The sequence below is a fragment of the Streptomyces sp. NC-S4 genome (assembly GCF_054353315.1).
On the sequence record NZ_CM135937.1, the window covers coordinates 167,912 to 180,960 of the forward strand.

Below are 13,049 nucleotides of genomic sequence, written 5' to 3' on the forward strand. Positions count from 1 at the left end.
CTGTGCGGGGGAGGTCACGTGGAGGAGTTCCATTCGAGGTGGAGGACGGCGACGTCGTCGGCCAGGCCGCCCCAGTCCGCGGCGAGGCCCTGCGCCGCCTGGATGAGGGTGTCGACGAACGGTTCCGCGGGCAGGTCGGCGTGCTTGCGGGCGATTTCCAGCAGGCCCGTCTCGTCGAGGCGGTCGGAGCCGGGTCCGATGCGCCCTTCGATCAGGCCGTCCGTGAAGAGCATCACGGCGCCGCCCGCCTCCACGGCCACCTCGGTGACGGGCCAGCCGGCGCCCCAGCCGGGCAGGATGCCCAGCGCGGGCCCGCCCGGAACCGTGCGCAGCTCCACGTCGGCCGTCGAACGGACCAGGAATCCGGGGTGGCCGGCGCGCTGTACGGAGACGGCGCGCGTGCCTGCCGGACGGGTCAGGGAGACGAGGGTGGCGAAGATCTCGGGGCCCGAGCGTTCCGCCAGCAGGATCCGCTCCAGGAGCCCGAGCAGTTCGGCGCCGCGGGCGCCGGCCATGACGAACGACCGCCACGCCACGCGCAGGCAGACGCCGAGCGCCGCCTCGCTGGGGCCGTGGCCGGACACGTCGCCGACGACGGCGTGCGTGGCCCCGTCCGGGGTCTGGACGACGTCGTAGAAATCCCCGCCGAGCAGCGTCTGGGCGCGCCCCGGCTGGTACCGGGCGCAGACGGTGACGGCGTCGGCCGCGTCGTCGAGCAGCAGCGGCGTGGGGAGCAGGCCGCGTTCGAGGCGGGCGTTCTCCTCGGCGCGCAGTTTGCCCGCCTGGAGGGCGACGGCCGCCAGCTCGGTGCGCTTGCGCTGGATCGCGTAGCGGATGGCCCGCATGAAGACGTCGGCCTCAAGGCGTCCCTTGACCAGGTAGTCCTGGGCGCCGGCCGCGACGGCGGTCAGTCCCGCCCGTTCCTCGGACAGGCCCGTCAGGACGACGACCGCGGCCTCGGCGGACACGGCGAGGACCTTCTCCAGCCCGTCCAGGCCCTGGGCGTCGGGCAGGTGCAGGTCCAGCAGGACGCACTCGGGGGCCTCGGTCTCCAGCAGGTGCCGGGCGTCGGCGAGGGAGCGGGCCCGGCCGAGGCGGACCTCGATCCCGCTGTCCGCCACGAGTTCCTCGACGAGCACGGCGTCGCCTTCGTCGTCCTCGATGAGCAGGACGTACGGGGGCAGGCCGTTCCACAGCGCCAGCGAATCGTCCGGTCTCCCGGCGGACTCCTGCCGGGGCCGGACCACCGGCGGCTGGGGCGTGCGGGCGGACGGGGGTTGGGCCCCGAGCCCGGAGAGGCTCACCATGGCGTCTCGTCTGTCCCTTCTCATCTCGGACGGCGGACGCCCGACGGACGCGTGGTTGCGTCGGACAAGCCTAAAGTGATCATTTGCCGTTCGGCAATATTTTACAAGCTCAATGATTCTGTCATCCCGCGGAGGGACCGGGAACCACCCATGGACAGGGAGCCGCCGACGGGACTCGAAACCAGCCCCGGACCAGGAGCGGCCGGCGGGGCCCGGACGTCAGGCGCTGTCGGGGACAGGGGCCGGCGCCGACGCGGCGGTGGGGCCGGCGCCCGCGGGCGTACCGGCACCTGCGGGCGGGCCGGCGACCGGGTACGAGCCCGCGGCGGCCTCGCGGAACGCCTCCAGGCCCGCCACCAGCGCGTCCACCGCCTCGGGCGCCATCCGCCCCAGCACCGCCGACAGCTCGCGCACCCGGATCGCCCTCCGCTCGGCCAGCAGCGCCCGCCCTTGCGGTGTGAGCCGTACCTCCACCTCGCGGCGCCGGGACGGATGGGGCGAGCGGGTCAGCAGCCCCATGGCCTCCAGCCGGTCGCAGAGCCGGGTGACGGACGGCGGACGGGAGCCGAGCACGTTGCCCAGAGTCCGCAGGTTGCCCCCCTCGGCACCCTCCACGGCGAGCAGTGCCCGCAGCTGCGACGGCGATACGGCCGGATCCACACCGTCCTGGCCCCTGGCGTGCAGCACCGCGAGGAGGTCCGCCGCGGCGGCGAGGGCCGCGGCCGGGTCCTCGTACGCGCCGGAGCGGCCGGGACGGGGCATGCCTCCACTGTGCCACCGTCCGGCGTGCTTCGGCCCCGGCCGCCTACCGCGCGGCGCCGCCGGCCTCCGTACCGGACCGGCCGCGCCAGTCGAGGCAGACGGCCATCGCGTCGTCGGTGGCGTCCACGTCGCCCCGGTACCCCGGCAGCTCCTTCAGGAGCGCCCGCGGCACCTGCGAGGGCGGCAGCAGCCGGGTGTTCATGATGGCCCGGGTCAGGGCGTGCAGGCCGTACGGCTCGCCCCCGGGGGAAAGGACGTCGTAGACGCCGTCGCTCAGGAAGAACAGCCGGTCCCCGGGCAGCACCTGGAAGCGCTGGACGGTGTAGACGGTGTCCTCGAACATGCCGAGCGGCAGCTGCGCCTCCAGCCCGACCCGCTCCACGGTGCCCCCGCGCAGCCGCCAGACCCGGGGCGACCCGGCGTCGATGACCTCGACCTCGCCGGTGTCCAGGCCGAAGCGGAGCAGCAGCATCGCCAGGTGCAACCGCCCCTGGTACTGGCCGTACAGGGCCTGGTCCGCCAGGGCCGCCTGATCGGCGAGGTCGAGGCCGGCCCGCCGGGCGTTGCGCAGGGCGCTGACGGCGAGGCTGGTCAGCAGCGCCGCGTCGATACCCTCGCCCATGCCGTTGTTGACGGTCAGCGTCAGATGGTCGGCGGAGGCCGACCAGTCGAAGCTGTCGCCGAAGATGGCGTACGCGGGCTCCAGTTGGGCCCCGAGATCGTACTCGGGCCGGGAGCACGAGCGCCCCGGCAGCAGCTGCCACTGCATCTCGGCGGCCAGGGTGAGCCGCTTGGCCCGGCGCGCCTGCAGGAAGAAATCGGTGTCGCGGTCGGCGACGAGGATCTCGTGGGCCAGCGCGTCCGCCACGTCCTGCAGCGGGCCGACCGGCCCACCGACCGGGCGGCCTGCCGGGTAACGGACGCTCAGGACCCCGAGCCGGTCGCCGCGCACGGTCACCGGCAGGTGCACGGTGATCCCGTCCTCCCCGGGGACCACGTGCGCTTCCTGGGCGCCGAACGCCCGCCCTTCGGGACTGTTGTACGCCGACACGGAATCGGCGGTGAACGGCTGTGCCGTGACGGGCTGGAGCCGTGCCGAGGCGTAGTCCGCCATCAGCAGTTCGGCGCCGGCCGCCCCGTGGTCGCGGGTCAGGATGCTCCGGACCTCCTCGAACAGCGCGTGGGGGGCGGCGCCGCGCAACACGCGCTCGACGTCCCCGCCACCCCCACCCCCCTCGCCGCGTACGCCTTCAGTCACCGGCCCCGTACCTGTCTCTCTCGCAACTGCCAAGATGGGGGACGACGAAGCCGCCGGTCCGCCGGGGAAGGGCTGCGCGTACGTCCGGTAGGGAGTGTCACATGAGTCAGCGGTCGATCGGCTCTCCGCGGCCCGCCGTGTCGGCGGTGACGGAAATGAGCGAGCTGATCGAGCTGCTGGAGGTGGTCTGGGAGCGGGGCCGGGACACGGCCAGCGCCGCGCCCGTCTCCTCCGCGCAGGCCCGGGTGCTCTTCCTCGTCGAGGCGAACGACCAGCTGAACCTCCGCGAGCTCGGCAGGCTGCTGGAGGCAGCCCCGCCGTCCGTCACCCGGCTGTGCGACCGGCTGCAGGCCGTGGGCTTCCTCGAACGGCACCCCGGATCCGACGACCGCCGCGAGGTGCTGCTCGGCCTGACTCCCGCGGGCCGGACGTATCTGGAACGGCTGCGTGCCCGCAGGCAGGAGGCGCTGGCCGAGGCGATGTCCGCGATGCCGGAAGCCTCCCGGGCCGCCCTGGCGACGGGGCTCGCCGACTTCTGCGCGGCGGTCGCGAAGCCGCTGCGGCTGCCGCCCCCGACCCCCTCCTTCAGCACCAGGACGGCCTGAGCGGGGGCGTGCGTAAGGCCGGGCGACCGCGGGCGCAGCGGGAACGGGCGGGCGCGGTTCAGGTGATCGCGGAGGCGAGAGCGGCCACCACCGCGGCGGCGGCCAGGATCGCGGCCGCGACCTGCGTGGGGCGGCGCGGCTTGCGGGCGAACTTCTCGGTCGTGACGATGCCGGTGAGCAGCACCATCCAGCCGAGCATCCCGGTCCCCCCGCCGGTTCCGCTCGCCACGGCCATCACGAGCATCAGCGCCCAGCAGGAACGGAAGCAGGCTCCGCCGTGGCGCAGCCCGAACCGGGCGGCCCCGGCCACCGCGGGCCAGCCGCTCAGCGGTAGCGGGGAGGATCGGTGGCAGTCCCTCAGGGCACGCCGTTTGCGGACGGTCAGCTGCCATGCGGCCGCGAGCGCCAGCGCCGAGGCGAGTACGACCTCGTCGGGCAGCGACGACCACAGCGGTGCCAGCCCCAGCAGCAGCGCGCCGTATCCGATCCAGACGGCCAGGAAGACGGCGGCGAACGTCGCCATCGCGCGCTGCCGTCGTCTCCGCAGGCTGTTCGTGCCCACGTGCTCGAGCACGGGGACGGCCGCGGGCAGCATCATCGCGAGGCTCATCAGCGTCCACATCGCCAGGTCCATGGGACCGGATGCCCCGAAGCCGGCCGGGGAGCCGCCCGGTTCCACGGCGCCGGCCGCTCCGTGCGTGTGGGTTGCGCCATCCGCGCCGTGCATCCGCCCGGCCACGACCGGCGAGAGCAGGACGACCCAGGCGGCGAAGGCCACCAGCTCGAAGCCGAGGGAGACTCGCGGCCGCAGCAGCCGCCGCACACGTATCGTCCGCGGGGAGCGCACCCGCTGCGCACGCTCCTGCGTCATCAGGTGTAACCGAGGCTGACGCGTCCGATCTGGACCGGCGGGTCGTCCTCGCCCTGCGGCTCCGTGAAGCCGAGCGGCAGGAAGGTTACGCGCACCTCGCGATCGTCCCACGCGTTCTCCGCTTGCAGTCTGCGCACGAGTGGGGTGATCTCCACGGTCACCCGCAGACCGTGCGGGTGTTCATCTCCTCGCGGATCCTGTGCCAGCTCGATACCGAAGAACGGCAGGTTGCCCACTCGGTGGCTCTCCGCCACCTCGTCCGATGCTCCCTCGGGCAGATTGACGTAGATCCCGTAGACGGTGTCGGGGCTCTCGTCGCCCTCGATGTCCTCGACGCTGAGATAGACCCTGCCCTGGGCTTCGGCGGCCATCGCTCCGAGACCCATGCCGAGCGAGCGCACCGTCCGTTCGTCGATGAGCACATCGGTGCTCACGGCGCGGCCGACGAGGCGTACGGGGCGCTGCGACGCGCCGACCAGCTCCCTCCGCTCGGGCCGGGCCGGCCCGGAGGCGTTCGGATTGCTCATCGACATCTCGGGCACCGGGAACGGGGCCGGGGTCGGGGTCGGGGTCGGGGTGGTGATCGCCAGGTTCGACTCGTACGTGTACCCGAGCTGGTTCACGATGTCCTCGATGCCGGCTCCCGTCAGACGCTGCTCGGTCCCGTCGGCGTCGAAGAACCGGTATTCCTGGTCCGTCCAGCGCGGGTCGGTCGGGTTGCTGTGCCCCGGGTGGCTCGACCATTCGAACCACAGGCGGTCGATGTTGGCGTGGTGAAGCCAGAAGACGGGATCCTGCGCGGCTGTGCGGGGGTTCTTCATCAGACCGCCGAGGTGGTTGTGCACGGTGCCGTGCGGCGTGAGCTCGATCTGTCCGTGTCTGTTCCAGATGGAGTCGCCGTCCGGCGTGATGCCACCGCCGAATTCCGCTTCCCCGACGAACTGGGGGCGCGCCAGCGCCGACACCGCAGAGGTGACCTGGAAGGGCAGGGCCTGGCCCAGATTGATGTTGTTGCCCCGCTGGGCGAACAGGGGGTTGGTGCCGCCTTGCGACTCACGAAAGGCGGGCGGGATCCGGGCCTGCGTCCCGCCGGCGTCGTAGCCCCAGTACGGCAGGACCCAGTCGGCCGGGCCGCCGAGATCCTCGACCGTCGCGCGGACGATCCGCTCGAAGAAGTAGAGGTACATGCGGTGCCACGAGAGGAAGAACCAGGACCCGTGCTGGCAGCCGTTCCACAGCGGCTTCGGTGGGGTCACCGTCGTCTTGTGCATGGCTGCCTGGTAGAACCAGCTCGTGGGGTTGTCCGGGTCCCGGCCCTTCATCTCGCGGACGGCCGCGGCATAGTGCGCGAGCGTCTGATCACCCTCCGGAAGTTTCCACACGTTCCTGCGTACGTGCACCACCATTGCGTCCGCCTCCGTCACCCGGCATGGTTCGGTCGCTCGCATCGCCCGGCCGCCCGTCGTCCATCCAGCGGACGGCGAACCAGAATCGTGAGAAAACTACCGAAACGACACGCCTGCACGGATTCGGCGCGCGGGCGACAGGGCCAGAGGGAGGGCGCCCGGGTGGGTCAGCGCAGTCCGGCGAAGAGGTCGTTCTCGGGCAGGTCGGCGTCGGTGGTGTCCTTGACACGGACGAAGGTCTCCACGCCCATCAGGTCGGCGAACCGCTCCTTGCCCATCCTGAGGAAGATGATGTTCTCGCCCTGACTGGCGTGTGCGGCCAGCGCGTCGAACTTCTGGCCGCTGAACGCGGTGGTGTCCACCCACGTGGTGATCTCGTCGTCGGGCAGGCCGATCTCGGCCATCGCGGCAGCCTCTGCGGGATCCGGCTCCGGCATGTCCTCGTGGAACTCGCGCATGATCTCACCGAACCGCCGCATCCCCGAGTGGGGCATCGTCGTCCAGTACACCTTCGGTGTCAGCTCGGTCATCTCCAGCGCCGCCATCGTGATGCGGTGGGCCTGGATGTGGTCGGGGTGGCCGTAGAAGCCGTTCTCGTCGTAGGTGACGACCACATCGGGCCGGTAGTGCCGCATGAGTTCCGCAAGCCGGGCGGCGCCTTCCGCCACGGGGGTCTGCCAGAAGGATCCCGGGGCGTCGTTGCTCGCCCAGCCCATCATCCCGGAGTCGGCGTAGTCCAGCGTTTCCAGATCACTGATCTTCAGGACATCGCGGCTCACTTCCAGTTCTTGACGGCGCATCAAGGCGACGGCCGCAGGGTCGTGGCCGGGATCGCCCGGCTTGACACCTCCCGGTCCGTCACCGCAGCGGCCGTCGGTACACGTCACGAGAACCGTGCGGATGCCTTCCGCCGCGTACCGCGCGAGGACCCCTCCGGTTCCGGTGGCCTCGTCGTCGGGGTGGGCGTGCACTGCCATGAGCGTCAAGGGCCGGTCACTCACGAAACAATCCTCCTGGAGAAGTACTTCTCGGTCCGAGTGCGCGGCGGGCGTACCGCGATCCTGGGGGCCTGGGCCGGGGGCCGGGGCCTGGCGGGGCGGACTACCTCACGGTCTCCGTGTTCCCCAACCGTGCAACCCCGCCGGCCGGACCGGCTGTTCCCGACGCGGCCGCGCGGCCTTCCGGACGGCCTCCGTCCCGGCCCTCCTGGCCGACCCCGTCGCTGATCGTAGCCAGGGAGTCGCCCGAGGCGGAAACGGGCGTTCGACGCGGCAGCCCGCTCGCTGACCGCTCCCGGGAAACCGGGTCGCTGTTGTCCGGGACACGGACCAGACTGTCCCGGTGGATACGCGTCGCCCCTGCCCCTGCTGTGGTCATCTCGTCTTCGATGTCGAAGACGGCTGGCCCGGTTCCCATGCCATCTGCCCGATCTGCTCCTGGGAGGACGACCCGGTGCAGTTCCGCCGGCCGTTCAGGCCGGGTGGCGCCAATCAGTGGTCGCTCGCCGAGTCCCAGCAGAACTTCCGGGCCTACGGTGCCTGCGACCAGCGGGGGCGGCGGTTCGTCCGGCCTCCGGCGGATGACGAACCCGTCGACCCGGCATGGCGCCCGATCGACCCGGCGATCGATTTGTTCGAGGATTTCGCGGGCGAGGACAGCCGTCCATGGCCTGCTGACGGGTCGGCCCTGTGCTGGTGGCTCCCTTCCTTCCGGGGAGTTCCCGAAGAGCCGGAGCACGATCCGAACCGCGAGGTGGTGATCGACGTCGGCTCGGTGCGCGGCGAGCGTGACCTCCATGAGGTCCTCAAGCGGGAGCTGGGTTTCCCGTCGTTCTACGGCATGAACTGGGACGCGTTCTGGGATGCGGTGACCGGCCTCGTCGCGATGCCCGAGCGACTGCGCTTCGTCCGCTGGGCCGAGTTGGAACATCGAGTACCACTGGCTGCGACCACGCTCAGGGACCAGCTGGAGAAATACGACGAGACGGTCCAGGGCTTCAGCGTCGCCTATGAGCAGTAGCGGCGAACAAGGCGGAAGGAACGATCCTCTACGGGGCCTCCCGGGTGACACGGGCCGGCGCCCGGCCCGGCATGCCGACCTGTGGTGATCCGCTTCACCACCATGTGCCGGTGATCCCTTCCCACTTGATCGGTGCGCTCTCCGCCCTCGCCCTGCTCGCACCCGCCTCCGCGTACGCGGCCTCCGCGCCCGCCCCCGTCCCGCCCCCGGCCCACGGGCCGGGCCGGGCCGGGGACTTCTTCGCCGACCTCCCCAAGGGTGGTGACCTGCACAACCACCTGTCCGGAGCGGTCACCACCGAGTTCCTGATCGAACTCGCGGCCGGGGACGGCCTGTGCATCACCACCGACACCACCACCGCGGTGCCCCCGCCGTGCGGGGCCGGCACCCGGCCCGCCGGCGACGCCGTCACCGACGCGGCCTTCCGCCAGCAGGTCATCCGGGCCTGGTCGATGCAGGACTTCCCGGCGGACGGCAACGGCCACGACCACTTCTTCGCGACCTTCGGCAAGTTCGGCGAGGTGACCTGGCGACACCCGGGCCGGATGCTCGCGGAGGTCGCGGGCTCCGCCGCCCGGCAGAACCAGTTCTACCTGGAGACCATGATCTCCCCGGCCTCCGGCCAGGCCCGTGCGCTCGCCGACCGGGTCGGCTACGACGCCGACCTCGACCGCATGCACGACAAGCTCCTCGCCGACGGGGGCCTGGACGCGGTCGTACGGCAGGCTCGTACCGACGCCGACAGTACAGATGTCGAGTTCCGCAGCGCCGCGCACTGTGACACTCCGCGCCCCGACGACGCGTGCTCCCTGCCGTACCGGTGGATCTCCCAGGTCGCCCGCGCCGGCACCCCGGAGCGGGTGTTCACCCAGATGGCGCTCGGCATGCGGCTGGCCGAGCGCGACCCGCGCTTCGTCGCCGTCAACCTGGTGCAGCCGGAGGACGACCCGGTCGCCCTGCGCGACTACCGCCTGCACATGCGGATGCTGAACTACCTCAAGACCCAGTACCCGAAGGCGCACATCACCCTGCACGCGGGCGAGCTGGTGCCCGGCCTGGTCAAGCCGGAGGACCTCACCTTCCACATCAGGGAGGCCGCCCAGACCGGCCGCGCCGAACGGATCGGGCACGGCGTGTCCGTCCTGCACGAGGACCGCTGGGAGTCGCTCATGCGCTACATGGCCGAACGGCGCATCGCGGTCGAGGTCCCCTTCCACAGCAACGAGCAGATCCTGCGCGTCTCCGGCGACGCGCACCCCTTCGCCACGTACCGCCGCCACGGCGTACCGGTCGTCCTCGCCACCGACGACCCGGGGGTGTCCCGGATCGAGATCACCGACGAGTACCGCAGGGCGGCGGAGATGTACGGACTCGGCTACCCGGAGCTCAAGGACCTGGCCAGGGCCTCCCTGGAACACTCGTTCCTGCCCGGCCGGGGCCTGTGGAACCGTGACGTCCGTACCGGATACCGTCCCACCGGGGCGTGCGCCAAGGACCAGCAGGGCGCCGAGCACCCGAGCGAGCGGTGCGCCCGGTTCCTGAAGGCCAGCCCGAAGGCGCAGGTCGAGTGGCGGCAGGAGGCGGCCTTCCACCGCTTCGAAGCCGAACACGCCCGCGCCACCCGCCCCGGATCCCACTGATCCCGGGACCACCCGGCCGGAGCCGGCCCGCGCCCCTCACGGGCGCGGGCCGGTCCGCGTTACCGGACCGGCCATGAATGTCTCGCCCTTCGCTCCCGCGTCGGCCGTGACGCCCCCGCACCCGGACCGTTCTCCAAGGCACCAGTGAAGGAGCTTCGATGAACGATTCCGTCGAACCGCAGGGCACCGCCGCACTCCTGGTCGACTCGCGGGGCCGGTACCTGCTGCATCTGCGCGACGCCAACAAGAACATCTGCGATCCGGGCACGTGGTCGGTCCCGGGCGGAGGCCGGGAGGGCGGGGAGACTGCGGCGCAGGCCGTCGAACGGGAACTCCTCGAGGAGACCGGCCTGACCGTGCCGTTGGAACCCTTCACGATCGTCGCCTGTCACGGGCCCGGGCCGGACGGGCCCGCCGAGGGCCGTATCCAGGTGTACCTGGGGGCCTGGGACGGCGACGCCGACGAACTCCCTTGTCCCGAAGGCATCATGTTCCGCCACTTCGACGCGGCCACGATCGCCTTCCTGACCATGTGCTCATGGACGAAGGAGGTCATCGACCTCCACCAGGCCCGGGGCCTCGCCCCGGCCGCCGTACCGGACCGTGCCCGGCCCGGCACCCGGGCACGGCGGAACATCGTCGGCGTCCACCTCTACCTCGAACGGGACGGGCAGATCCTGCTCGGGCTGCGACACCCGGACTCCGCCTTCGCCGCGTCCACCCACCACTTCCTCGCCGGACACTGCGAGCAGGAATCCGCCGTCGCCTGCCTGGTGCGGGAGGCACAGGAGGAGGCCGGCCTGGGCATCGAACCGGGCGACGTGGAGCTGGTACACGTCGTGCACGTCGTGGACCGACCGGGCGGCCGACCCCGTATCCAGCTCGTGTTCCGCGCGCGCCGCTGGCGCGGCACACCCGAGGTGTGCGAACCCGACCGCTGCCTGTCCTGGGGCTGGTGGCCCGCCGACGACCTCCCCGAACCGGTCGTCCCCTACGCCCGGACCGCGGTCGAGGGCATCCGGGCCGGCCGCCTCTACTCCGAGCTCGGCTGGGCATGAACCACCCATGACCACGATCCGCTTCGCCGTCACCGCAGTGCCGGGCCACCCGCACGGCCGCGGTCGCCGCGAGCCCCGCGTCCGCCGCCTCCGCCGCCCCCGGACCGCGCCGTGAGCGGCGGCCCCCGGCACACGGTGCCGGTCGACGTCCATCTCCTGCTGCGCCGCGAAGGAGCCCGCGGTCCGCAGGTACTGCTGTCGCGCCGGGCCGGGCCCGTGTACGCGACGGGCCTGTGGCACCTGCCCTCCGGGCACCTCGACCCGGGCGAGGACATGGTGGAGGCGGTGATCCGGGAGGCCCGCGAGGAGACCGGTGTCCTCATCGCGGCGCAGGACGTGACCGCGGCGGTCACCGTCCACCACCGCCCGCCACGGGGCGGCAGTTCGCGGATCGGCGTCTTCTTCGAGGTACGGCGGTGGACGGGCCAGCCCCGGGTGCGCGAGCCGGACCGGTGTGACGGCATGGGCTGGTACCCGCTGGGCGCGCTGCCCGAGCCGATGGTCGCGTACTGCCGGGCCGGCCTGGAGGCCTACCGGGCCGGCGCGCCCGCCGCCGTGCACTTCCAGCAGCCCGGCGACCCCGTCGAGTACGCCGCGGACGGCGCCGACCGCACCCGTCTCCTGCCCGGCCCGCCCCCTCCCGGGCCTCTCGGGGAACGGTGAGGTGCACCGGATGACCGTGGGAAGCGAAGGGACCCGGCTCGTGGTTCTCCGGGGGAACTCGGCGTCGGGCAAGTCCTCGGTGGCGGCGGGGATCCGCGACCGCTTCGGCCGTGGCCTGGCCCTTGTCGGCCAGGACAACATGCGACGGACCGTCCTGGGAGAGCGTGACGTGCCCGGCGCCGCCAACATCGGGCTGATCGACACCGTCGCCCGCTACGCGCTGCGCGCGGGCCATCACGTGGTCGTCGAGGGAATCCTGTACGCCGACCGGTACGGCGACATGCTCGCGGGCCTGCTCGGCGACCACCGTGGGGTGTCCCGCTGCTACTACCTCGACATCCCGTTCGAGGAGACGCTGTCCCGGCATTCCTCGAAGGGCGACGCCGCCTATCGGGCACAGGTCACCGAGCGAGAACTGCGCGACTGGTACCGCGAGCGGGACCTCCTTCCCCGTGGCGTCGAGACCGTCATCGGAGCCGACAGCACGCTGTGCGACACGGTCGAACGCATCCTGCACGACACCGGTCTCGCGGGGTTGCCCGGACGCGCCGGCTGACTCTGCCGCTCCTTCGTGCCGTCCTCGCCAGGAGCGTTCTTGACCTGAAGTGCGCTTGGGTTTCCAGCGTGTCCTCGAGTCGACCGACCGCCGACTGGAGAACGCGCCCATGATTCTCGTGACCGGAGCCACCGGAAACATCGGCAGTGCGCTGATGAAGGAGTTTCACAAGTGCGGTGCGGGGCCGCTGAGAGGTTTCACGCGTGACGCCTCACGGACGACGTTCCCCGGGGGGGTGTCGAGGCCGTCGAGGGCGACCTGTCGGTGCCGGAGTCGTTGGGGCCCGCTCCGGGCGGGGTGCGCTCGTTGTTCCTGGTGTCCCGTGTGGGCCCGGACGCGGACGTCCTCGCGGCGGCCCGCCGCCGGCGAGAACCTGGCGGTCGAGCGGCCGCTCAAGGACAGTGGCATGGCGTGGACGATCCTGCGGCCGACGCAGTTCGCCTCGAACGCCATGATGTGGGCGGCGACGATCCGCGACGGTCAGGCGGTCCGCGCGCCGTACGCGGACACCGGGCTGCCCACGATCCATCCCGCTGACATCGCGTCGGTGGCGCGGGTTGCGCTGACCGGGCCCGGCCATCGGGGGCGGACGTACGCCCTGACCGGTCCCGAGCCGGTGACGGCCCGGCAGCAGGTCGAGGCCATCGCCGCGGGGCTCGGGCGGGACGTGCCCTTCGTCGGGACCGGCCGGCGGGAGGCACGTGCCCGGATGGCCGCGGTCTTCGGGGAGGAGGCCGCGGATGCGGTGCTCGATGTCACGGGCGGAGACGTCAATGCCGAGCTGCTGGCCGTGCGTGACACGGTCTCGCACATCACCGGCTCCCCGGGCAGGCCGTTCCGGCAGTGGGCCGAGGCGAACGCCCACCTGTTCCGCTGACGGCAGGGCTCCGCGTCGCCCGCCGTC

The 13,049-nt window shown here is 72.2% G+C and carries 12 protein-coding genes and 1 pseudogene; 7 read left to right on the top strand and 6 right to left on the bottom strand.

Annotated elements, in window-relative coordinates:
• Positions 1–14: 14 nt before the first annotated feature.
• The 3 genes from ACXNSR_RS00855 to ACXNSR_RS00865 all read right to left on the bottom strand — a co-directional run bounded on the left by ACXNSR_RS00855 (position 15) and on the right by ACXNSR_RS00865 (position 3,327).
• On the bottom strand, positions 15–1,307 hold the full coding sequence (locus ACXNSR_RS00855) for a PP2C family protein-serine/threonine phosphatase (protein WP_458640191.1): 1,293 nt from the start codon (positions 1,305–1,307) through the stop codon (positions 15–17).
• Positions 1,308–1,526: 219 nt separating this feature from the next.
• Entirely contained in the window at positions 1,527–2,069 is a 543-nt protein-coding gene (locus tag ACXNSR_RS00860) for a MarR family winged helix-turn-helix transcriptional regulator (RefSeq protein WP_458640192.1), read from the bottom strand.
• 43 nt (positions 2,070–2,112) lie between these two features.
• The gene (locus ACXNSR_RS00865; protein WP_458640193.1) at positions 2,113–3,327 is read right to left on the bottom strand and encodes a PP2C family protein-serine/threonine phosphatase; all 1,215 of its coding nucleotides are present in this window, start codon (positions 3,325–3,327) and stop codon (positions 2,113–2,115) included.
• Positions 3,328–3,428: 101 nt separating this feature from the next.
• Here ACXNSR_RS00865 and ACXNSR_RS00870 point away from each other — a divergent pair, with 101 nt between their 5' ends.
• Positions 3,429–3,932, top strand: coding sequence for a MarR family winged helix-turn-helix transcriptional regulator (locus ACXNSR_RS00870; protein ID WP_458640194.1), 504 nt, complete (start codon positions 3,429–3,431; stop codon positions 3,930–3,932).
• A 58-nt stretch (positions 3,933–3,990) separates the two neighbouring features.
• On the opposite strand, the gene ACXNSR_RS00875 is transcribed toward ACXNSR_RS00870, so the two are convergent.
• The 3 genes from ACXNSR_RS00875 to ACXNSR_RS00885 all read right to left on the bottom strand — a co-directional run bounded on the left by ACXNSR_RS00875 (position 3,991) and on the right by ACXNSR_RS00885 (position 7,210).
• Positions 3,991–4,803 carry a copper chaperone gene (locus tag ACXNSR_RS00875; protein ID WP_458640195.1) on the bottom strand — a complete coding sequence of 271 codons (813 nt, stop codon included), beginning with the start codon at positions 4,801–4,803 and terminating at the stop codon, positions 3,991–3,993.
• On the bottom strand, positions 4,803–6,209 hold the full coding sequence (locus ACXNSR_RS00880) for a tyrosinase family protein (protein WP_458640196.1): 1,407 nt from the start codon (positions 6,207–6,209) through the stop codon (positions 4,803–4,805). Before ACXNSR_RS00880 ends, ACXNSR_RS00875 begins: the two co-directional genes overlap by 1 nt.
• Before the next feature lie 167 nt (positions 6,210–6,376).
• Complete coding sequence (locus tag ACXNSR_RS00885; RefSeq protein WP_458640197.1) at positions 6,377–7,210, bottom strand: PIG-L family deacetylase; 834 nt, start codon at positions 7,208–7,210, stop codon at positions 6,377–6,379.
• 340 nt (positions 7,211–7,550) lie between these two features.
• On the opposite strand from ACXNSR_RS00885, the gene ACXNSR_RS00890 reads away from it, so the two are divergent.
• From ACXNSR_RS00890 to ACXNSR_RS00915, 6 genes and pseudogenes are all read left to right on the top strand, one after another.
• The gene (locus tag ACXNSR_RS00890; RefSeq protein WP_458640198.1) at positions 7,551–8,228 is read left to right on the top strand and encodes a CPCC family cysteine-rich protein; all 678 of its coding nucleotides are present in this window, start codon (positions 7,551–7,553) and stop codon (positions 8,226–8,228) included.
• A gap of 71 nt (positions 8,229–8,299) precedes the next feature.
• Positions 8,300–9,868 (top strand): adenosine deaminase family protein, encoded by a 1,569-nt coding sequence (locus ACXNSR_RS00895; RefSeq protein WP_458643519.1) that lies wholly within the window; start codon positions 8,300–8,302, stop codon positions 9,866–9,868.
• Positions 9,869–10,026: 158 nt separating this feature from the next.
• Positions 10,027–10,926 carry an NUDIX hydrolase gene (locus ACXNSR_RS00900; RefSeq protein ID WP_458640199.1) on the top strand — a complete coding sequence of 300 codons (900 nt, stop codon included), beginning with the start codon at positions 10,027–10,029 and terminating at the stop codon, positions 10,924–10,926.
• A gap of 111 nt (positions 10,927–11,037) precedes the next feature.
• Positions 11,038–11,589, top strand: a complete 552-nt coding sequence (locus tag ACXNSR_RS00905) for an NUDIX hydrolase (protein ID WP_458640200.1) — start codon at positions 11,038–11,040, stop codon at positions 11,587–11,589.
• Between the two features lie 10 nt (positions 11,590–11,599).
• Positions 11,600–12,145 (top strand): AAA family ATPase, encoded by a 546-nt coding sequence (locus ACXNSR_RS00910; protein ID WP_458640201.1) that lies wholly within the window; start codon positions 11,600–11,602, stop codon positions 12,143–12,145.
• A 109-nt stretch (positions 12,146–12,254) separates the two neighbouring features.
• Positions 12,255–13,022, top strand: a pseudogene (locus ACXNSR_RS00915) (NAD(P)H-binding protein).
• The last annotated feature ends 27 nt before the right edge of the window (positions 13,023–13,049 follow it).